Here is a 23,880-nt window from a genome sequence, read left to right as displayed (position 1 = left end):
TAAAACCATGCACCTCCCTTTCGTAAAAAACGAAAAGTGGTTCTCTGCTTACATATTTCGTCTGTACTGCCCACCCACTTCAAATAGCGCTGAAGTAATTTCACCTAAAGAGCACACTTTACAAACATCCATTAAAGCTTCAAAAATATTTTCATTATTTACGGCCTTGTTTTGAAGGTCTTTTAATAACGCTTTTGTATCATTGGCCTTATGTAAATTCTCTAAGGTTTTAATTTGAAATTGCTTTTCATCTTCAGTGGCACGAATCACTTCTTTGGGAATAATGGTTGGGGAGCCTTTTGAACTTAAAAACGTATTTACCCCAATAATCGGAAAATCGCCATTGTGCTTCAAGGTTTCATAATACAAGCTTTCTTCCTGTATTTTACTGCGTTGGTACATGGTTTCCATAGCTCCTAAAACGCCACCGCGTTCCGTAATTCTATCAAATTCCAAAAGCACTGCTTCTTCAACCAAATCGGTTAATTCTTCAATAATAAAAGAGCCTTGTATGGGGTTTTCGTTTTTAGCCAGTCCTAATTCTTTATTAATAATCAACTGAATGGCCATAGCACGACGAACCGATTCTTCGGTTGGTGTGGTTATCGCCTCATCGTAGGCATTGGTATGCAACGAATTACAGTTGTCGTAAATCGCATAAAGCGCTTGAAGTGTGGTACGGATATCGTTAAAATCAATTTCCTGGGCGTGCAAACTTCGTCCGGAGGTTTGAATGTGGTATTTTAACATTTGTGCCCTGGCATTGGCGCCATATTTATGTTTCATGGCTTTGGCCCAAATTTTACGGGCAACACGACCAATTACCGCGTATTCTGGGTCGATACCGTTTGAAAAGAAAAACGATAGGTTCGGACCAAACTTGTTAATGTCCATGCCTCGGCTTAAATAATATTCCACGTAAGTGAACCCGTTGGATAAGGTTAATGCCAATTGGGTAATGGGGTTTGCACCCGCTTCGGCAATATGGTACCCGGAAATAGAAACCGAATAAAAATTACGAACGTTATTCTCAATAAAATATTCTTGTACATCACCCATTAATCGCAGCGCGAATTCCGTAGAAAAAATACAGGTGTTTTGTGCTTGGTCTTCTTTTAAAATATCGGCTTGAACGGTACCACGAACTTGAGCAATCGTGTTCTTTTTAATTTCTGCATAAACATCTGCTGCTAACACTTGATCTCCGGTAACACCTAAAAGCATTAAACCTAAACCATTGTTTCCTTCAGGTAATTGGCCATTGTATTTAGGTCTTTCTTTGCCTTTATAAATTTTAGCTATTTTAGCTTCAACCTCGGTTTCCAAACCATGCTCTTTAATGTAAAGTTCACATTGTTGGTCGATGGCAGCATTCATAAAAAAGCCCAACAACATAGGTGCGGGACCATTAATGGTCATACTTACGGATGTCATCACATGTGCTAAATCAAAACCAGAATAGAGTTTTTTAGCATCGTCTAAACAGCAAATAGAAACGCCTGCATTTCCAATTTTACCATAAATATCCGGACGCAAATCCGGGTCGTTGCCATAAAGCGTTACACTATCAAAAGCGGTAGACAAACGTTTGGCTGGCAATCCTGCACTTACATAATGAAAACGCCTGTTGGTACGTTCCGGACCACCTTCGCCAGCAAACATTCTTGCAGGATCTTCTCCTGTTCTTTTAAACGGATACAGACCTGAGGTATACGGAAATTCGCCCGGAACATTTTCTTGTAAACACCATTGTAAAATATCGCCCCAAGCCTGGTATTTTGGCAAAGCTACTTTAGGGATTTGCACATGCGAAAGCGACTCGGTATGTGTTTCAATTTTAATTTCCTTATCTCTTACCTTGAACGAATAGATGGGATTCTTGTATTTGTTTACTTTTTCATCCCAGCCCGTAATCACTTCCCAATTGTATGGATCTAAATTTAATTTTACGCTATCGAATTCTGCGAAAAGCAGTTTAATAAAATCTTTTTTATCATCTTGAACAGCTTGAAGAATCTCATCCTGATTGATTCCAAATTTATTCAAATGAGATTTCTCACTTTCGTTCGAAATAAGAGCAACGCTACAAATTGTTTTATAAATGCCGTAGAGTTTTTGGGCTACCTCAACTTGCTCTTTTGCTTTATTATCATAGGCACGATTACTCTCTGCAATTTCAGATAAATAACGTGTTCGTGAAGGAGGAATCACAAAAATCTTTTCGCTCATTTCTTGAGAAATCTCAAACGTCGACTTTAAATCGGCATCCGTCTTTTCAACCAATTTATCCATAACAGCTTTATAAAGCGTGTTCATTCCCGGGTCGTTAAACTGAGATGCGATGGTTCCAAAAACAGGTAAATCGTCTTTATTGACTTCCCAAAGTTGATGGTTACGCATGTATTGCTTTTTCACATCGCGCAAGGCATCAAGCGAGCCTCGTTTATCAAATTTGTTGATAGCAACTAAATCCGCAAAATCCAACATATCGATTTTCTCCAATTGCGTGGCAGCACCAAATTCTGGCGTCATCACATACAACGACACATCGGAATGATCTGTAATTTCGGTATCAGATTGACCGATTCCCGAGGTTTCCAGAATAATCAAATCATACTCGGCCGCTTTTAAAACCTCAACGGCTTCATTGACGTGTTTTGATATGGATAAGTTAGATTGACGCGTTGCCAAACTGCGCATATAAACGCGTGGTGAGTTAATCGCATTCATTCTAATTCTATCGCCTAAAAGCGCGCCTCCAGTTTTGCGTTTTGAAGGGTCGACAGAAATCAGTCCCACGGTTTTCTCTGGAAAATCGATTAAAAAACGACGTACCAATTCATCAACCAAAGAGGATTTTCCTGCACCACCGGTTCCTGTAATTCCCAGAATGGGAGAAGCCCCACCTAACCTCCCCGTAAGGGAGGAATTTACCGAGCTAAAAACTTCCTCAAACTCCGAATGTCTATTTTCTGCTAAAGAAATCAAACGAGCAATTGTATTGACTTTTTTGTTTTTAAGAGATTCTTTAACCCTCTCCCCTTTGGGGAGAGCTGGAGTGGGGCTATCTGACTCCTTTACCAAATCGTTAATCATACCTTGCAAGCCCATTTCGCGACCATCATCGGGCGAATAAATGCGCGTAATGCCATAGTCCATCAAATCCTTGATTTCGCTAGGAAGAATAACACCGCCGCCGCCGCCAAAAATTTTAATATGTCCTGCACCTCGTTCTTTAAGCAAATCGAACATATACTTAAAATACTCGTTATGCCCACCTTGGTACGAGGTTAAACAAATGGCATTGGCATCTTCTTGAATGGCCGTATTTACAACTTCATCAACGCTGCGATCGTGCCCCAAATGAATCACTTCAACACCAGTTGCTTGAATAATGCGCCGCATGATATTTATAGAGGCATCGTGCCCATCAAAAAGCGATGCTGCGGTTACTATTCTTACTTTATATTTTGGTTTATAAGGTGCTGTTTGTATCATTCTTAAAGAATCTTGAATTTAGTGTGTCAAATTTACGGAATATTCAAAAAATTAGCCCATTTAAATTGAATTTTCTAAAGCTAAAAAATCTAAATATTTTGCAATTCGCATATAAAATGTGACTTTTATATTTTGGCGGTGTCTAAACATAAAACATCAATAAAACCTAAGCAACTAATTAGGCCATTGAAGTTTTACCCAAAGGCATCTGCTCCCTAGATGCCTTTTTTTATATCAGTTTTATTTAAAGCTACAATCCATAAATAACACCTTCTTTAGCAAAATTAAAGCCTAAATTTTGAATGCTATCCTTTAATCTGTGATTATCTTTTAAAGTAGGATTGGTATGGTTAAAATGAATAAACTGTATTTTGTTTTTCGTTTCTTTTGATTCGTTTTCAAACAGGGTTGTGGTTTCGGTGGTAAACGGATGCGGTATTTTGCTCATATCCCTTTCCAATTCGCCATCTCTAAAAAAGGAAGCATCTAAAAATGCATAATCTACTTTCTTAACTTCTTCAATAATATGACGTTTCCATTGTTCCCACTTATTAATATCGGGAATAAATAATACCGATTTATTTTGTCCTTCAATTTTATAGCCTACCGTTTCGGAATATTCATCGCGATGCGGCACCAAAAAGGGCGTTACTTTTAATTTTGAATGCAATACAACTGTAGAATCATGCTGAAGCGGTTTTAATTCAATATTATTCAAACTTACCAATTGGCTCCACGGACCGTTATTTTCCAAATATGTTTTCATTTTTGGCATCGCATAAACCGGAATGTGATTTCCGCCCAAAGCCTCTCTTCCAAAATGCATCAATCCCGTGTAATGCCCAATATGCGCATGGGTTAAAAACACGCCATCAATCACCTTATCATTATTTAAATGTGCTTTAAGTAACTGTGTTTGCGCTGCAATATCCGGTGTGGCATCAAACAGCCATTTTTTGTTGGCATCTAAATCCACCAAACCTAAGCACGAAATTAATTTCTTTGGCTCTTCGCCATCATAAAAGGCTTTACAACAGGCTTTATCGCAATTAATTTGAGGAAACCCAGCATCTTGTGCAATGCCCAAAACCGTAATAAATTGTGTTGGTTTTTCGATTGGTTTCTCGACGTCTTTCTTTTTATTGGCTTCACAATTAAACAGTGCAACACAAAATATTAGGCATTGTATTTGGAATAACTTCATCTGTAAAAATATATCTTTGTTAAATATATAAAACAATAATTATGATTCGTAAATTATTAGCAGTCTTATTAATTATCAACCTAACGGCTTGTGCAGAATTACAAGAAATAGCCAAACAATTGCCGCAAAACGGAAGCCTTGGAAATGCCGAAATAGCGTCTGGATTACGACAAGCCCTGGATTTTGGAATAGACAAACAAGTTACCAAATTAACCCAAACCGATGGTTTTTATAAAAATGAATTGGTTAAGATTTTGTTGCCCGAAGAATTACAAAAGGTCGATAAAGCACTTCGCGATATTGGTTTGAGCAAGTTAGCTGACGAAGGTTTAAAAGTACTTAACAGAGCTGCCGAAGACGCCGTTAAAGAAGCCACGCCTATTTTTGTAAGTGCGGTGAAAGACATTACGTTTGCCGATGCCAAAACCATTTTATTGGGAAACGACGATGCCGCAACCCAATATTTAACCAATAAAACGCAAACCGCTTTATACGATAAGTTCAACCCGGTGATAAAAAATTCGTTTAGTAAAGTTGGTGCCGATGAGATTTGGAACAACCTGATAAACAAATACAACAACATCCCGTTTACCAATAATGTAAACCCCGATTTAACCGATTATGTTACCGGCGAAGCTTTAAAAGGCGTTTACACCATGATTGCGGTTGAAGAAAAAGACATACGCACCAAACTATCGTCGAGAACGACTGATTTATTAAAAAAGGTTTTTGCTTTGCAGGATTAAAAACATTCTATTGGTTATTGAATATTGAATATTGAATATTGAATATTGAATATTGAATAAATCTACGCAACTCGTTTATACACCATCAAAAGCCACGAAAATATTTTTATTGTTTTTAATGGTTCAATCAGTTTATAAATAATTCGAAATGAACAAGGGGAAATCTTATATTTATAAGATTCCTCCTCGTTTGTTTATCTGTGTACCCTCAACCAAATTATATTTTGATTTAAGTAACGTATTGAACGACAAATCGTGTACTAAAATTACTAAACATGAATAATCTGTATTGACAAATCATTGCAATATGTGTATTATTTTCATTTCACTTAAAAAATAACAGCTAGCTTCTTCGTAGTTCAAAATAAAAAATGTATATTTAATAGCTTGATTTTCAGAACAGTAAAAAATGAACAGAATCGATATCATAAAAAGCAATCAAACAAAGCTCAATAAACGCTATAAGGAACTTGTTGAGCAAGCTTATAATTTTCGTCAAACAGATTGTGCTTTAAGCGATATTTCAGAATACAGAGCCATTAAACTTCTAAACAAACTTAACAGGTTAAAATATCTGTCCAGGGATTTAACCCGAAATTCCTCTTAATTTAAGACCAAAAATTTTACAATTTTTTAACTTTTAGATGACATCTAAAAAACTGATTTTCACGTACTTTATATATAAACAAAGAACGTTATGAAACCACAGTTTTGTCGAGTTGGAAAAATTAAACCCAACCTCAGTAAATTAATTAGTTTAAAGGAATTGGAAACTAAAATTGCAAATTTTGTAGAGGATACTACAAAGCTTGAAACGCCTCAAGATTTAAGCGCAAGTTTTTAAAATATGCAAATGCTTTTGTAAGTCTTGAGCCGTACCATGAAAACATTTCTCCGTCTGCTATAACAACTTTAGCATTGGGATAGAATGCTTGCACCTCTTTTTTATGCGAATGGTTAAACGGAAAGGGTTCGGTGGATAATAAAACCACATCTACTTCTTTGTTTATTGCTGTGTTGTTAAGTTCTATTTCCGGGTAACGATTTTGGGTTTCGTAAACGTTTTTTAAATGATTTAACGCCAGCAAATAATTAATAAACGTATTGTTTGCAGCCACCATCCACGGATTTTTCCAAATAAAATAAGCCACTTTTAAAGTGGGTTTTTTTTGAATGAAGGTTTTAAAATTGTCCGTTTCTTTTTTAATGTGGTTTACAATTTTTAGAGCATCTTCATTTTTGTTGAAAAGCATTCCGTATTGATGAATCAACTCCAAACTATCTTCAATCGTAAAAATATCAGACACATGTGTATTGCATATTCGGGCGCAAGCCTCAACAATTTCTTTTGTGTTTTCTTCTTTGTTACAAAGAATAACATCTGGGTTTAAACTTCTTATTTTATCAATATGTATCTGCTTTGTACCACCAACTATGGCTTTCGTTTTTTTTAAGTGAACGGGGTGAACGCAGAATTTAGTTACCCCAACAATATTGGCTTCTAAACCCAAATCGACCAGCAATTCGGTTTGACTTGGCACTAAAGATACGATGCGCCTTGGTGTTGTTTTTAATTGAAGTTTACGTTGGAGTTGGTCTTGAATTTGTTTCGTCATTGCGAAGAAAATTTATAATTTTCTGTGGCAATCTTTCTATTATTTATAGAGACTCCCACATTTCGACTGCGCTCAATGCAGGCTTTTATCATGCCTCGGAATAACGGTTCAATTCAACAGCCATTTCCTTTTGAAGTTCCAAGGCTTTTAAAGCAGCGGCTTCGGCAAAATCGCTTTCATTTGAAGCATAGATAATCCCACGGGAAGAATTAATAAGCAATCCCACTTGCGCATTCATGCCGTATTTACAAACGGCTTGAAGACTGCCTCCTTGCGCCCCAACACCGGGAACCAACAAAAAACTATCTGGAATAATTTGTCTAATATCTGCTAAATATTCAGCTTTAGTAGCGCCAACAACGTACATTAAATTCTGAGAATTCTCCCAAGTTTTCGAGGTTTCCAAAACCTGTTTGTACAACTCCTTTCCATCAATTGATTTGGTTTGAAAATCGAACGCCCCTTGATTTGAGGTTAAAGCTAAAAGAATAGTATGTTTATCCTTAAAAGCTAAAAAGGGTTCCACAGAATCTTTACCCATATAAGGCGCAACCGTAACAGAATCGAAGGCTAAATCCTCTAAAAAAGCTTTGGCGTACATGGTGCTTGTGTTTCCGATATCGCCGCGTTTGGCATCGGCAATGGTAAAAATTTCGGGGTGTTTTTCGTTTAAATAACGAATGGTCTTCTCTAAAGATTTCCAACCTTTCAATCCGTAAGCCTCATAAAACGCCGTATTGGGTTTGTAGGCTACGCATAAATGATGCGTCGCATCGATAATGGCTTTATTGAATGCAAAAATGGGGTCGTCTACTTTTAAAAGATGCGGTGGGATTTTATTCAAATCGACATCCAATCCTATGCAAAGAAAGGATTGCTTTTTTTTGATTTGGTTAGTTAGCTGTAGTGTAGTCATGTTTTTCTTGCCACGAATTCACAAATAGTTTGCATTTACTTACTCAAACGAAAAGCAATAGAACTTATTAGTGTATTAGTTGTTAAATTAGTTTTAAATAACATCATCATTGGCCTTTAACTTCTCTGTGTTTTCAGCCAACATCAATTCGTCTATTATTTTTTGAATATCACCATTCATAATATTGCTTAAATCGTAAAGTGTTAAACCAATTCTGTGGTCTGTTACACGCCCCTGTGAATAATTATAGGTTCTAATTTTAGCAGATCTATCGCCCGAAGACACCATGCTACCTCGCTTTTCGGCATCTTCAGCATTCTTTTTTGCCAACTCCATTTCGTATAAACGCGAACGCAACACTTTAAATGCTTTCTCCTTGTTTTTATGCTGCGATTTTTGGTCTTGACATTGGGCCACCAATCCTGTGGGTTCGTGCGTTAAACGTACCGCAGAATAGGTTGTGTTTACCGATTGCCCACCTGGACCGGACGAACAGAAAAAATCGATGCGCACATCTTTTGGGTCAATCTCTACATCAAACTCCTCGGCCTCCGGAAATACCATTACGGTAGCGGCACTGGTATGCACGCGCCCTTGGGTTTCGGTTTGCGGTACACGTTGTACGCGGTGCACACCGGCTTCAAATTTAAGCGTACCGTAAACATCATCGCCAGAAACCTCAAATTGGATTTCCTTAAAACCACCGTTGGTGCCTTCGCTAAAATCAACGGTATCAACCTTCCATCCTTTACTTTCGCAATATTTGGTGTACATTCTAAACAAATCGCCCGCAAAAATACTGGCTTCGTCACCGCCCGTACCCGCACGTAATTCTACTACGGCATTTTTAGCATCTTCAGGGTCTTTAGGTATTAAAAGAACTTTAATTTCTTCCTCTAACCTCGCGATGCCTTCCTTGGCTTCATCATATTGCATTTTGGCCATATCAACCATTTCTACATCACTTCCATCAGAAATAATCTCTTCAGCTTCAGCTAAATTATTGGTAAATTCTATATACTGCTCGCGCTTATCCATAAGAATTCGCAAGTCTTTGTACTCTCTATTTAGCTCGACATAACGCTTTTGGTCGGTAATAATATCGGGTTGGATAATTAAATCGCTAACCTCATCAAAACGTTGTTTTACTATTTGTAATTTCTCTAACATCTGCCTATTTTATTGGTAGCCAAAAATACGATAATTTATGAATTTTTAGTACTATCCTACAGTTCATATAATTGAATTATTAGAATATTTTTTTACCAAGTGCGTTATTTAAGTACTTGTGCAGCAATTATTTTCCATATTCGTTTTTTACAGACCACTCATTTTATGGTCTTTTGGCATAAATACATTTTTATCTTTTTTACAATATGAAATCGTACCTATTGCCATCGTAAAATTGTTTTTGGTTGCCTTTTTATGGTATCTTTTAAATGAAACCCGTGCCAAACGAAAACTTATTTTTTATAAGAATTTGGGCATTTCAACCTTAAAACTGTTCTCTTTTTTATATCTTATTGACTTGTTTTTTAGTATCCCGTTTCTTTTAATTTTGAAAGAATTTGCATAACAAAAAGGAAGCCAAAATAGGCTTCCTTTTTTACAAGTAAAAACTCTATTCTATCCGCATTTAGAAGATCCGCAATCTTTACAGGTTAAGCAGCCCTCTTGATAAATTAGGTTTTGCGATTTACAGTTATCGCACTTTTGCCCTTTGGCCTGTGTACCATCTTCAACATAGCGCTTTAACGCACGTACCACACCGTTTTTCCAGGTGTTAATAGACTCGCTATCTAATTGTAAACTATTAATTAAATCGACAATTTTATCGATGGGCATACCGTGGCGCAGTGTGCTGGAAATCAATTTTGCATAGTTCCAAAATTCCGGATTGAATTTATGCGACAAGCCTTCAATAGTGGTTTTATAGCCTCTTTTGTTTTTATACTGAAAATCGTATCGCGATGTGCCATCGTCGTTTCTGTTTTTAATGATCAATCCTTGGTTAACCCAACGCGGAATTAAAATACCATCTTCATCATCAACAAGGCCCGTAAACACTTCATAGGGCTTATCTTCTATCAAACCAATAAAGGCAATCCACTTTTCTTTATTATTTTGAAAACGAACCACATCGGCTTCCAAAATTTCAGGGCGTTTTACAGGAAATGCCGTTAACTTATCATCGGCTTCATCTTTCTTTTCTTCATTCGAAATCAAAACACCCGAGCGCGACCCGTCTCTATAAACGGTAACGCCCTTACAGCCCACTTCCCATGCTTTTAGATATAATTCGCCCACCAATTCTTCGCTTACATCACTTGGCAAATTGATGGTAACACTAATGGAGTGGTCCACCCATTTTTGAATGGCACCTTGCATGCTCACTTTACTCAACCAATCCACATCGTTTGATGTCGCTTGATAATATGGCGATTTTTTAACCAACTCATCCAATTCGCTTTGCGAAAAGTTTTTTGATATATCAATGCCATTAACCTCCATCCATTGCTTAAAACGATGGTGGAATACCACGTATTCTTCCCAAGAATCACCAACCTCATCAACAAAATCCACGCGCACGTCTTTATCGTTGGGGTTCACTTTTCTTCTGCGTTTATAAACCGGCATAAATACCGGCTCGATGCCCGAGGTGGTTTGCGTCATTAAACTGGTTGTTCCCGTTGGGGCAATGGTTAATAAGGCAATATTGCGTCTGCCGTATTCCAGCATTTCGTAATACAATTTGCTGTCGACCTCTTTTAAACGCTGTATAAACGGATTGTTTTTTTCGCGTTCGGCATCAAAAATCGTAAATGGGCCGCGGTCTTTTGCCAAATGCACCGATGCTCGGTAAGCCTCAATAGCAATGGTTTTATGCACTTCTAAAGAAAATGCGTTACCTTCTTCGCTGCCGTATTTTATTCCTAAAGCCGCCAACATATCGCCCTCGGCGGTAATGCCAACTCCGGTTCTTCTGCCTTCTTCTGCTTTTCTTTTTATGTTAATCCACAAATTACGCTCGGTACCTTTCACCTCATCCAATTCTGGGTCGGCATCAATCTTCCTTAAGATATTATCGATTTTTTCAAGTTCCAAATCAATTATATCATCCATAATTCGCTGTGCAAAAGCGACGTGTTTTTTAAATAAATCGAAATTGAATGAAGCCTTATCTGTAAACGGATTTTCCACATAAGAAAACAGGTTGATGGCCAACAATCGGCAAGAATCATAAGGGCATAACGGGATTTCGCCACAAGGATTGGTTGAAACCGTTTTATAGCCTAAATCGGCATAACAATCCGGCACAGACTCATTGATTATCGTGTCCCAAAACAAAATTCCGGGCTCGGCAGATTTCCATGCATTATGTACTATTTTTTTCCAAAGGGAATTTGCTTCAATTATTTTTGACACTTTAGGGTCCTCAGAAAATATAGGATATTTTTGGGTGTATTGCGCTCCATTTTTAACGGCTTTCATAAATTGGTCGTCAATTCTAACCGATACATTGGCGCCGGTAACCTTGCCTTGCTCTAGTTTTGCATTTATAAAATCTTCGGAATCCGGATGATTGATAGATACCGACAACATAAGCGCACCGCGCCTACCATCTTGCGCCACCTCTCTTGTAGAGTTTGAATAGCGTTCCATAAATGGCACAATTCCCGTTGAGGTTAAAGCCGAATTTTTAACCCCAGAGCCTTTGGGGCGAATATGTGATAAATCGTGACCCACACCTCCACGACGTTTCATGAGCTGCACTTGCTCTTGATCAATTTTCATGATGCCACCGTACGAATCCGAATCGCCAGAATTCCCTATCACAAAACAATTTGAAAGTGATGCAATTTGAAACGGGTTACCAATACCTGCCATCGGGCTGCCTTGTGGTACGATATACTTAAAATCTTTAATTAGGTTAAAGATGTCGTCTTCATTTAAAGGGTTGGCATATTTAGTTTCTACCCGAGCTATTTCTTTAGCTATTCTGCGATGCATGTCGTTTGGTGTCAACTCATAAATATTACCTTCAGAATCTTTTAAGGCATATTTATTTAGCCAAACGCGGGCAGCTAAATCATCATTTTTAAAGTATTTTAAAGCGGCATTGAACGCTTCGTCTTGGGTGTAAGTTTTAGGTAGGTTTTTGGTAAGGTTTGCTTTCATGAGTCGGTTTAAGTTTTTAGTTCAGTATGGATTAATTTTCAAACCATAAATTAACTAAAAATTTTCAACTTGGAACATGATAAAAATCATAAGGTTTACAAGTAAAAACACCTAAATAATTGATTATCAGTCTTCTAAAAATTTATCAACAATAAAAAGTTAACAAGTTTTTAAAATAAAAGCAAAGCCTATTTTTTAAAAATCTATTGCGAAACCAATGCCTAAGAACTGTTTCCATTGTATTTTCGCACCGGCCTCATCAAACTCGCCTTCAATATCTGATGGTACAGAAGTTTTTATGTCGTCATCGTACTTTAAATGCGAGCCTAAAGTAGCCCTCATAAAACTATTTACTTTAAAATCGAAGTCCACTCTCCAATCCAGGTCAACGTTACCAAAATTATTGATATAATCGGTATATAAATTAACCTGATGTACCATGGCTACATTTTCAACCACTTGCATTTTATAGCTATTTGTCAATAAAATACCAACTTCTTGTCTTGTGCGCTCGCCTTCAATAATTACGTTTCCGTCTACATCCAAAACCGCTGGAGTAACACCAAAGGATCCGGCATTGGCAAGGTCTTCATCAAAAACAAAAGTGGCTTTCAGCGTTAAGGGTGAGAAATAAAAAGACAACTCCTCGATATCTTTCCCGTATTCCATTCCGCCACCAAAAAACAAATATCCCGGTGCCATAAACCTGGAAATGGGGTCGTCTGTGTTTGGATACTTATATCCATTGGTCAATTGTGTTTTAAAGTTTAGTCGCGCTGAATAAAACCAGTTAGATGATTCGTCGGGCTTGTAGCCTATATTGGAATTCATCTCGAACAAATCATCGGTTTTTCTAACTTCCCTGCTTTCTTGCTTGTTTATACCGTACCGCGCAGATATGTTATTGTTCCAAAAGAAATATTTATCCTTATAATTAGCTTCAGACCGTATTCCAACCAGGCCAGATATAGAATTACTACCACCAGCATTCCAGTTAACAAACGCCACTTCGCTTAAATCGAAAGTAGCTTTGTTTATTTGTTTCCATTCCGGCCTTAACTCCTTAAGTTCGTCTTTAGGCTTAGGGGTTTTTATGAATAACGAATCGGGTTGGGAAAATGCAAACTGAACACACAAAAAAATTATAGCTAAAAGCGTATTTTTCATAATTAGGGTTGGATATAATTAAATACGGTTTTAATCAAAAACCATTCCAATTTAATATAAATAATTAAAATCAATACTTAAACTCGCCATACTCGGATTTTATTGTAAGTTTTTTATAATTAGAGGCTTCTACCCTACCAATTATTTGCGCATCAACATTAAAGGTTTTTGAAATCGCTATAATATCTTCAGCAATTTCGGGCGTTACAAAAAGCTCCATTCTGTGTCCGCAATTAAACACTTGATACATTTCCTTCCAATCGGTTTTACTCTGCTCTTGTATGAGTTTAAACAGTGGCGGAATAGGAAACATGTTATCTTTTATAATATGGAATTCATCAACAAAATGAAGAATTTTGGTCTGCGCACCTCCAGAACAATGCACCATTCCGTGCACTGTTTCGGCATTAAATTTAGATAAAATCTCTTTGATAATGGGCGCATAGGTTCGCGTTGGAGACAGCACCAATTTCCCGGCATCTAATGGCGCATCTTTAACAGCATCGGTTAGTTTAACGCTTCCTGAATACACCAAATCTTTTGGTACCGAAGGATCAAAACTTTCTGGATATTTTTCGGCTAAATATTTACTGAACACATCGTGTCGTGCCGAGGTTAAACCATTGCTTCCCATACCGCCATTATAGGCTTTCTCGTAGGTGGCTTGCCCGAAGCTTTCCAAACCTACAATAACATCGCCCGCTTTTATGTTGGCATTATCAATAACATCGCTTCGTTTCATTCTAGCCGTTACCGTAGAATCTACAATAATGGTACGCACCAAATCACCAACATCTGCAGTTTCGCCACCGGTGGAATGAATGGTAACGCCAAAGGATTTTAAATCTTCGAGCAACTCTTCGGTGCCGTTAATAATTGCCGAAAGCACTTCTCCCGGAATTAAATTTTTATTTCTTCCAATGGTGGACGACAACATGATGTTATCGGTCGCACCAACACATAACAAATCGTCGATATTCATTATTAAAGCATCTTGAGCAATGCCCTTCCATACTGAAATATCGCCTGTTTCTTTCCAATACATATAGGCTAACGACGATTTTGTTCCGGCGCCATCGGCATGCATAATCAAGCAATAATCGTCGTCGTTGGTTAAATAATCCGGCACAATTTTACAGAATGCCTTTGGGAACAATCCTTTATCGATGTTTTTTATAGCGTTGTGCACATCTTCTTTTGACGCCGACACACCTCGCTGTGCATATCGTTTTGAAACTTCTTGACTCATAATATATGGTTGAAATGCAAAAGTAAAGTAATATTTTAAAACTGAAACGGTTTCATTAAAATATGAAACAGGATTTATTAACGCAGTTTTTAAAAAACCATACGTTTTATTATCGATTTAGTTTTAATGAGGCATGACCATTAACACTTATTAGATTTCCAAACCTAATCAATCAAATTGGTAACCTCTCCAAAATCCAACCCGCCATAATCACCCGAACTCATTAAAAGCAACGCTTTGTCATCAAAATTTTGCGAGAACAAAAATTTCTTGAAATCAACTGGATTGGTATAGATAATTAAATCGTCCCGTTGAAAAGCATTGGCAATTTGCTCGTGGGTTACGGCGTCTAATTTTTTAATTTCAACGGCATGTGGCGAATAAAACACCACGGCAACATCGGCGGCATTTAAAGCGCCTTTGTATTCCTTTAAAAATTCGGCATTTAAACTGCTGTAGGTATGCAGCTCCAAACAAGCGATTAACGTACGATTTGCATATTGCTCTTTTACGGCGTTGGTTGTTGCTTCTACTTTACTTGGTGAATGCGCAAAGTCTTTAAAAGCAACACTGGTTTTGCTTTCGGCTATTTTCTCAAGGCGTTTGCTGGCGCCTTTAAATGTAGAAATGGCTTCGTAAAAATCGTCTTCATCAACACCCATGTGCTGGCATATCCATTTGGCACCCGCCAAATTATTAAGGTTGTGTTTGCCAAAAATAGCGATAGGCAAATCGCCTTCTGGGGTTTCTAAAAGTGTTTGTCCGTTTTCTACGGTATATTTTGGTGTTTGATAAGCTATTTTACGAATGGTGTTTTCGCTGGCTTCCACTATTCGTTTTACTTCGGCATCTTCTTCGTTGTAATTAATACTTCCGCCGCTAACGATTGAATCGACAAAAACACGGAACTGCTCTACATAGTTTTCGTAAGTTGGAAATACGTTGATATGATCCCAAGCAATACCACTTAACAGCGCAATATTGGGTTTGTAAAGATGAAATTTTGGTCGTCTGTCTATGGGCGAGCTCAAATACTCATCGCCTTCTAAAACCATAAAATCGTTGTCTTCGGTAAGTTTTACCATTACATCGAAACCTTCCAACTGCGCGCCCACCATGTAATCGACATCTTTATCGTGATAATGCATCACGTGAAGAATCATGGAAGTAATGGTTGTTTTTCCGTGGCTTCCGCCAATAACAACCCGTGTTTTCTGTTTGGATTGCTCGTACAAAAATTCGGGATAGCTGTATATTTTCAACCCTAATTCCTGAGCTTTTAACAACTCTGGATTATCGGCTTTGGCGTGCATGCCCAAAACAATGGCATCTAAATTTGTTGTTATTTTTTCAGGAAACCAACCAAAGGTTTTTGGCAACAATCCGTGGGCATCCAATCTTGATTTTGACGGTTCGTAAATAACATCGTCGCTTCCTGTTACTTTGTAGTCTTTATGTTGTAATGCTATGGCTAGGTTGTGCATGGCAGAACCACCTATAGCAATAAAATGTACATTCATTTTTATGGTTTTGAAGAAGCTCCAAAGATACTTTTTTTGCCACGAATACACGAATGTTTTTTAAATTAGAAACCAGGTTTTTGATGGCGAAAAAAGACTAACCTTTTTGCTAAAACCAAATTTTGCAAACGTGCCCGCGTTAGGGATTGCAGTGGAAAGCCCACAGCACCTTTTTTGGTGCGAGGACTTGTAACGTAAAGCCCGACCCGACGGTCGCTGAGGTACTCGAAGCGCAGGGTAACGCCCAAACTTTAAAGTTTTAAAATTTCTTCTTTTTGCTTTTTAAACGATGGGATGTTTGGCAGTTCCGCAATGGCCAAATTGATATACTTTAAGGCTTCGGGCTTGTTGTTTTTATGCACGTTAATCTGCGCTAAACGGTAGTGTGCCCAGGCTTTTGGAACGCCATCGCTGGCGGTATAATTTGTTATGTAAGTGAGCAGACATTGCTCGCCTTTTTTAAGTTGTGTGTTGTATTCGGCAACCACTTTGCCTATTTGATAATGCAGGGCGTTGCGTTGGTGTTTTTGTTGGGCAGCCTCAATATTTTGAATGGCTTTTTGGGGCTGATTTTGGTTTTCGTAAAGGGTGGTCAACTTGTTATAACAGGTTAAGGAACCGCCCTCGGCAATGGCCATTTTATAATATTTTTCGGCTAATTCCGGGGCGTTATCATACTCGTAAACATAGCCTTTGGCTAAGTAACCATCTACTTCCGAGAGGTTTTCCAGTTGCTGCGCATACTTTAGTGATTTGCTTTTACTGCCACCTAAAATCCCTGGCAATTGCATGTACAATTCTACCAATGCCCAACGCGCGTTGATGTGGTTTTTATCCAATTCGGCCGCTTTTAAAAAGGCTGTTTTTACATCGCCAATAATGCCCAACGCCTTTAATTTACTTACCGATAAGGCTTTCATGCCCAAGGCGCCACCGTATTTATAATGGTAATTGGCGTTGTTTTTATTACTATTTACAAGTTTTTGATATTGGTTTATGGCATCGTCCCATTTTTTTTGATGCCCGTACGCATCGCCTAAAAACTCAATGGCTTTTAAGTTGTTGGGATTGTTTTGTAAATAATCTGAAACGATTTTTTCGGCTTTTTCAAATTGTTTTTTTTGGAAAAGGGCATCCACATCTGCTAATTCGGGTTGACCAAATATGAGTGTTGGGAAAAAAAGTAGAAGCAAAAACTTGTTCATAGCATTTGGGTCGAAAATACAAAGTTAAACATTACACTTTACTTGAAAAATGGTTAACTTCACTCAACCAACAAAAGTAATTACTAATTTATTGTTTTTTGGAATAACTTTTGAAAGTACATTTAGAGACAATTTAAAACACCTACTGAAATGAATTCAGCACCAATGAAACATACACTATCTATATTAATGATTATTCTTTTTTCAAATTTTTCACAAGCCCAAAATCCGGATTACCAAGAATTATGGACCAAAGTTGAAAAGCTAGAGGTTGAAGGCTTGCCAAAATCGGCATTAAAAATTGTTGAAGACATTTCGGTGAAAGCCAAAAAAGATAAAAACCATCCACAACTTATTAAAACCATGCTTTTTAAAAGCAAGTTCGCTTTGGTTTTAGAGGAAGATGCGCAGTTAAAAATCATCAATGATTTTAAAAATGAAATTGAACAGAGCTCGTTTCCTACTAAAAACATCCTTGAAAATATTTTGGGCAATTTGTACTGGCAATACTTTAACGAACACCGATGGCAATTTTACAACCGGACAAAAACCTCTGAAAAAGTAGACCCCATTGATTTTAGAACTTGGGACCTGCAAACCCTTTTTAACGAGATCCATGTGCATTATCAAAAATCTTTAGAAAACGGATTGATGCTCCAGTTGGAGCCGCTAAGTAATTACAGCGTGCTTTTAAACGAACAAAAAGGCTCTAAAATTTACCGACCGACCTTGTTCGATTTTTTAAGCCATAACGCTTTGCTTTTTTATAAAACCGACGAAACACAAATTACCAAACCTGCTTATAAATTTGAGATTGACAATCCTGATTTTTTAGGTGACACGAGTACGTTTTCAAACCTAAAATTAGCATCAAAAGATTCTACGTCGTTACAATTGAACGCATTAAAAATCTATCAAGATTTAATTCGATTTCATTTAAAAGACAAGTCGCCTTTGGCATTGGCCGATGTTAATATCAACCGGTTAAAGTTTGTACTTCAGCATGCTACTTTTAGCGATAAACAAACCATTTTATTAAACGCCTTAAAAACAGAAAGCGAGCGATTAAAATCACATGAGGTTTCTGCACTTTATGATTACGAAATTGCGACTATTTACTATCAACAAGGTTTAGAATATCAACCTAAAAACAAAGAAGAAAACCGTTGGAAAACTAAAGACGCCATTGACCTCTGTAACAACGTTATTGCTAAATTCCCAAAAAGCAATGGCGCCGAAAAATGTGCGGTTTTAAAGCAACTCATTGAGCAGCAATCGCTTCAGATTACCACAGAAAACTTCTTGCCCATTCTTAAAGATGCCCGCTTGTTGATTCGCTACAAAAACCTAAATCAGCTTCAATTTAAAATTTATAAAATTTCTAGAAGTCAGTTAGAAAAATTCAATAAAACCTATAGAAAAGACGAGCAATTAGCCTTTATTAAATCCTTAAAAGCCACAACCCAATGGAACACTGGTTTGCGCGATGAAAACGATTTTCAAACACATACCACCGAGATCCTTTTACCAAAACTTAACAACGGCAGTTATTTGATTTTTGCTTCACCCGAAAATGACGAAAACACGTTTGCGTTTAGCACCATTCAAGTTACCGATTTGGCTTTGGTTGAAACCGACAAAACGGATTATAAAACCTTTCAAATTATTGAAAGAAACAACGGCAAACCCGTTGTTGACGCTCAGGTTGAGCTCAGTTATATAAAAAACAATAACAGAGATGAACAAACCGAGAACTACACCACGGATTTGCATGGACAGATTAAAATCAACAAATCGAAAAATCGTTATCGGGATATCAATTTAAAAGTTAAATACGGTAACGACGTGGCTTATTTTGGAGATTATTATATCTATCAATATTATAAAAACGAGCAAGAAAAAGTAACCTACAAATCTTTTTTATTTACCGACAGAAGCATTTACCGGCCCGGGCAAACCGTTTATATTAAAGGCATTGCCATGAAAACCGAAGCCAACAAATCTGAGGTTTTAGAGAATGAAAAGGTTTATGCCATATTATACAACGCAAATGGCGAAGAATTAAAAGTATTGAACTTAAAAACGAATGATTTTGGGTCCGTTTCAGGCGAGTTTATCTTACCAAATTCGGGTATAAACGGACAGTATTATATTGAATTTGATACCGAATCTGGACCAGATGCAGAAAGCATCACCTATTTTTCGGTTGAAGAATACAAACGCCCAAAGTTCGAAACCAAATTCAACCCGGTAACCGAAACCTATAAAGTTAACGATTCAGTAACCATAAAAGGCAACGCTTTGGCTTACGCAGGCAGCAATATTACCGATGCCAAAGTGGTGTATCGCGTACATCGCAAAGTGGAATATCCGCATTGGTATTTTTGGTACCGCCCATGGTTTAACAGCGAGCCACAGGAAATTACACATGGCGAAAGCACAACAAACGACAAGGGTGAATTTGAAATTACCTTTAAAGCACAACCCGACCAAAGTGTCGACAAAAGCAGCCTGCCCATTTTTAAATACGAAGTGACTGCCGATGTTACCGATTTAAACGGCGAGACCCAAAGTGCAACCACCACAGTAAATGTGGGCTATCATGCGTTAACAGCAAACATGTCTATCGCCAATCTATTGGATAAATCAAAAAAAGACCACGCGATTAACATCGATACCAAAAACCTAAATGGCGAGTTTGTGCCCGCCAAAGGCACGGTTAAAATTTACAAATTGAAAGCACCAAATACGGTGTTACGCGTGCGTCCATGGCCTGCGCCAGATTATCAGGATTTTACCCAAGAGGCTTTTAAAAATTTATTTCCGCACGATGCTTATAACAATGAGCAAAACCCAAATAATTGGGAGAAAGGCAAGCTTGTTTTTATCGCGTCTTTTAATACCGAAAACACGAAAAAACTCAATCTTGGGAAAACTAAAAAATGGACATCTGGTCAATATATCATCACTTTAGAAAGTAAAGATAAGTTTGGACAAATTGTAAAAGACGAAATTAAAACCACATTGTATAGCGATGCCGATAAAACGTTGGCAGACCACCAACTGTTTAGTATAACAAGTGACAAATCTAGTTATAAAGCTGGCGATACAGCTATGATAACTTTAGCCTCGGCAGCGAATAATTTAAACGTAACCGTTACCATTGAAAAACAAAATGGGTTAATAAAAACGCAAATCATTACACTGAACAACAACAAAAAAACCATTAGTATTCCTATAACAAGCAACGATATTGGTGGGTTTTCGGTTAACTATAGTTATGCAGCGTTTAACAGTTTTCAATCGGGTAGTTTACATATTGCCGTGCCTTACCCTAAAACCGATTTAGAGATTGAAACCACAACTTTTAGGGATAAATTACAACCTGGAACCGATGAAACCTGGAGCTTTAAAATTAAAGGGCCACAAGGCGATAAAGTTTCTGCCGAATTATTGGCAAGCATGTACGATGCCAGTTTAGACCAATTTAAACCACATGCTTGGAATTTTAACCCCATCAACAATCCAACCTATTATTCGTATAATAACAGCAATGCGCGACAAAGTTTTGGCACCCGAAATTTTAGAGTATATAATGATAGATCTCGTACCTATTATCAATACCAAAGTTATGACCAGTTGGATTGGTTTGGGTTTAGTTTTGGGAACAACCGTTGGATTTATAACAAATATATTAATCAATTAAGAAGTAAACATTTAGCAAAACATGAGGACAAATATGATAGTTCAATAAAAGAAGGTTTTGTTTCTGGCACTGTGAATGATGAAAACGGAAATCCACTAGCAGGTGCAAATGTTTTAATTAAAGGAACTTCACAAGGTGTTGTAACAGATTTTGATGGAAACTTTACAATTCAAGCTAGTAAAAACAATATTCTTGAGATAAGTTTTATAGGCTATTCAACTTTTGAATTAAAACTAGAAAAAAACAATCGTTTAAAAATTTCATTGGCAAGCGATAGCGCTAGTTTAGATGAAGTAGTTGTTATGGGCTTCGGAACACAAAAGAAAAGTAGGGTTGTTGGTGCTGTAGCTGAGATGAGGTCTGAGCAATTAAGTGCAGGTGGAGAATTAGATGAAGAAGCCGAATTAGCATACGATTCTATAACTGAACAGACTGGTGGAACTGTAATAGCAGAAATAACTAAGAAACCAAACTTCGACAACATCAAAATCCGTAAAAACCTCAACGAAACCGCGTTTTTCTTTCCGCAGTTAAAAACAGATGAAGACGGCAACGTAAGTTTCAGTTTTACCACACCAGAAGCTTTAACCCAATGGAAATTACAACTTTTGGCACACACCAAAACTTTGGAAAGTGCTACTAAAACATTAACAACCATCACGCAAAAAGAACTGATGGTGATACCAAACGCACCCCGTTTTTTACGCGAAGGCGACAACATTACCATTAGCACTAAAATTGCAAATTTAACCGACAAGCCACTTTCGGGACAAGCCGTTTTAATATTAACCGATGCTATTTCTGGGAAAGACATCACGAACATCTTGGTGTCTGAAGCACTCAAAAACACCAATAACAAAGACGCTTCGAGTGCCCTCAGCGTCCAAACCTTTTCAGTAGAAAAAGAAAACAACACCCAAGTATCATGGCATTTATCCATTCCTGATGATGTGCAAGCGGTTCAATATAAAATCATTGCTAAAGCTGGAGATTTTAGCGATGGCGAACAAAATGCGTTGCCCGTTTTAAGTAACCGCATGTTGGTTACCGAAACACTTCCGATGTGGATAAGAAGTAACCAAACCAAAACATTCACGTTGGATAAGCTGAAAACCAACACGTCTTCAACTTTAAAAAACCACAAATTAACTTTGGAAATGACCTCCAATCCGGCGTGGTATGCGGTACAAGCTTTACCGTATTTAATGGAATACCCGTACGATTGTAACGAGCAAACTTTTAGTAGGTATTATGCCAATGCTTTGGCGAGCCATATTGCGAATTCAAACCCAAGAATTCAAGAGGTCTTCAACCAATGGGCGTATCAAGACGCTCTTATCTCAAATCTTGAAAAAAATGAAGAACTCAAATCCATTTTAATTCAAGAAACCCCTTGGTTGCGTGATGCACAAAGTGAAACCGAACAAAAAAAACGCATCGCTTTATTATTCGATTTAAACAAAATGAATAACGAATTGCAATCCGCCAAACGCAAACTGGAACACAACCAAATGCATTCTGGCGGATGGGCTTGGTTTAAAGGCGGACGCGAAAATCGATACATCACACAACATATTATTACCGGTTTTGGGCATCTTAAAAAACTGAATGTTACGCAAATTGACGGTGAAGATTCGATGATTCAAAAAGCCATCAATTATCTCGATACCGAATTTGTAAAAGAATACAATGACATTAGAAAATACGATTCAAAAGTCGATTTAAATAAAGATCATTTAAGCTATACACAATTGCATTATTTGTACATGCGAAGCTTTTTTCCGGAAATTAAAAAATCTGATGACGTTGAAGAAATTACCAAATACTATCACACGCAAATTCAGAAATATTGGTTAAAACGCTCGCTGTACGCCAAAGGTTTAATGGCTTTGGTTGTTGATAGAATGGGCGATAAAAAGACGTCGGTTAAAATTTTAAAGTCCTTAAAAGAAAACAGTATTACGAGTGAAGAATTGGGCATGTATTGGAAATCCAACACCAACTCATGGTACTGGTATCAAGCGCCCATTGAAACACAAGCCTTGTTAATTGAGGCTTTCGCCGAAATTGAAAACGACACCGAAACCATTGACAATCTTAAAATTTGGTTACTTAAAAACAAGCAAACAAACCGCTGGAAAACTACCAAAGCAACCACCGAGGCTGTTTACGCTTTATTGTTGCAAGGTAGCGATTGGTTAAGTGTAACCGATATGGTTGATGTGGTTTTAGGCGGACAAAAAATAGAGCCTTCAAAGTTGGAAGCAGTAAAAGTTGAAGCTGGAACCGGTTACTTTAAAACCTCTTGGAATGCTTCAGAAATTAAACTAGAAATGGCAGATGTGCAAATTACCAAAAAAGGAAATGGCATAGCTTGGGGCGCTTTATATTGGCAGTATTTTGAAGATTTGGACAACATCACATCCGCAGAAACACCTTTAAAATTGAATAAAAAACTATTCCTTAAAAAGAATACGGATACCGGAGAGGACATTTCTGAAATCACGAATGACACCAAAGTCAACGTCGGCGATTTGGTTCGTGTGCGCATAGAATTACGCAGCGACAGAGCCATGGAATTTGTACACATGAAAGATATGCGCGCCGCAGGTTTAGAGCCTGTAAACGTACTCTCAAAATACAAATGGCAAGATGGTTTGGGCTATTATGAAAGCACCAAAGACGCCTCGACCAACTTCTTTTTTGATTATCTGCCAAAAGGCGTTTATGTGTTTGAATACGATTTAAGGGTAAACCATGCAGGCAACATGAGCAACGGCATTACAACCATACAAAGCATGTATGCGCCGGAATTTAGCAGCCATAGTGAAGGCGTGAGAATAAAGGTTGATTAAATAAAAAAAGAGATTTATT

Annotated in this window: 13 protein-coding genes; 3 read left to right on the top strand and 10 right to left on the bottom strand. The window is 37.6% G+C overall.

Going from position 1 to position 23,880, the window contains the following annotated elements:
• Positions 1-48: 48 nt before the first annotated feature.
• Both ACN5J7_RS02870 and ACN5J7_RS02865 read right to left on the bottom strand, forming a co-directional pair.
• A complete protein-coding gene (locus ACN5J7_RS02870) occupies positions 49-3,498 on the bottom strand; it encodes a methylmalonyl-CoA mutase family protein (protein WP_418602602.1) in 3,450 nt (1,149 codons plus the stop codon).
• 250 nt (positions 3,499-3,748) lie between these two features.
• On the bottom strand, positions 3,749-4,702 hold the full coding sequence (locus ACN5J7_RS02865; protein WP_418602600.1) for an MBL fold metallo-hydrolase: 954 nt from the start codon (positions 4,700-4,702) through the stop codon (positions 3,749-3,751).
• Between the two features lie 41 nt (positions 4,703-4,743).
• Between ACN5J7_RS02865 and ACN5J7_RS02860 the strand changes: the two genes are divergently transcribed.
• Together ACN5J7_RS02860 and ACN5J7_RS02855 are read left to right on the top strand one after the other, a co-directional pair.
• Entirely contained in the window at positions 4,744-5,448 is a 705-nt protein-coding gene (locus ACN5J7_RS02860; RefSeq protein ID WP_418602598.1) for a DUF4197 domain-containing protein, read from the top strand.
• Between the two features lie 409 nt (positions 5,449-5,857).
• Positions 5,858-6,055 (top strand): Lacal_2735 family protein, encoded by a 198-nt coding sequence (locus tag ACN5J7_RS02855; RefSeq protein ID WP_311939397.1) that lies wholly within the window; start codon positions 5,858-5,860, stop codon positions 6,053-6,055.
• Between the two features lie 193 nt (positions 6,056-6,248).
• Here the strand turns inward: ACN5J7_RS02855 and ACN5J7_RS02850 are convergent, their stop codons facing one another.
• The 8 genes from ACN5J7_RS02850 to ACN5J7_RS02815 form a co-directional block, all read right to left on the bottom strand.
• Complete coding sequence (locus ACN5J7_RS02850; protein WP_418602596.1) at positions 6,249-7,064, bottom strand: ABC transporter substrate-binding protein; 816 nt, start codon at positions 7,062-7,064, stop codon at positions 6,249-6,251.
• 88 nt (positions 7,065-7,152) lie between these two features.
• Complete coding sequence (gene pyrF / locus ACN5J7_RS02845; RefSeq protein ID WP_311939392.1) at positions 7,153-7,980, bottom strand: orotidine-5'-phosphate decarboxylase; 828 nt, start codon at positions 7,978-7,980, stop codon at positions 7,153-7,155.
• 93 nt (positions 7,981-8,073) lie between these two features.
• Positions 8,074-9,150, bottom strand: coding sequence for a peptide chain release factor 1 (gene prfA, locus ACN5J7_RS02840; RefSeq protein ID WP_311939390.1), 1,077 nt, complete (start codon positions 9,148-9,150; stop codon positions 8,074-8,076).
• 456 nt (positions 9,151-9,606) lie between these two features.
• Positions 9,607-12,159 carry an adenosylcobalamin-dependent ribonucleoside-diphosphate reductase gene (locus ACN5J7_RS02835; RefSeq protein ID WP_418602594.1) on the bottom strand — a complete coding sequence of 851 codons (2,553 nt, stop codon included), beginning with the start codon at positions 12,157-12,159 and terminating at the stop codon, positions 9,607-9,609.
• 195 nt (positions 12,160-12,354) lie between these two features.
• Positions 12,355-13,326: a DUF3078 domain-containing protein gene (locus ACN5J7_RS02830; protein ID WP_418602592.1), complete on the bottom strand. Its 972-nt coding sequence runs from the start codon at positions 13,324-13,326 to the stop codon at positions 12,355-12,357.
• 70 nt (positions 13,327-13,396) lie between these two features.
• Positions 13,397-14,575, bottom strand: a complete 1,179-nt coding sequence (locus ACN5J7_RS02825) for an AIR synthase related protein (RefSeq protein WP_418602590.1) — start codon at positions 14,573-14,575, stop codon at positions 13,397-13,399.
• A gap of 164 nt (positions 14,576-14,739) precedes the next feature.
• A complete protein-coding gene (locus ACN5J7_RS02820) occupies positions 14,740-16,095 on the bottom strand; it encodes a UDP-N-acetylmuramate--L-alanine ligase (protein WP_418602589.1) in 1,356 nt (451 codons plus the stop codon).
• A gap of 251 nt (positions 16,096-16,346) precedes the next feature.
• Entirely contained in the window at positions 16,347-17,300 is a 954-nt protein-coding gene (locus tag ACN5J7_RS02815) for a tetratricopeptide repeat protein (RefSeq protein WP_418602587.1), read from the bottom strand.
• Between the two features lie 150 nt (positions 17,301-17,450).
• Here ACN5J7_RS02815 and ACN5J7_RS02810 point away from each other — a divergent pair, with 150 nt between their 5' ends.
• A complete protein-coding gene (locus tag ACN5J7_RS02810) occupies positions 17,451-23,861 on the top strand; it encodes a carboxypeptidase-like regulatory domain-containing protein (protein ID WP_418602585.1) in 6,411 nt (2,136 codons plus the stop codon).
• Positions 23,862-23,880 lie beyond the last annotated feature (19 nt).

Source organism: Hwangdonia sp., from assembly GCF_048381975.1.
Classification (GTDB): Bacteria; Bacteroidota; Bacteroidia; order Flavobacteriales; family Flavobacteriaceae; genus Hwangdonia; species Hwangdonia seohaensis.
Note: the sequence above shows the minus strand (reverse complement) of the source record. Positions and strands in the feature narration are given on the sequence as shown.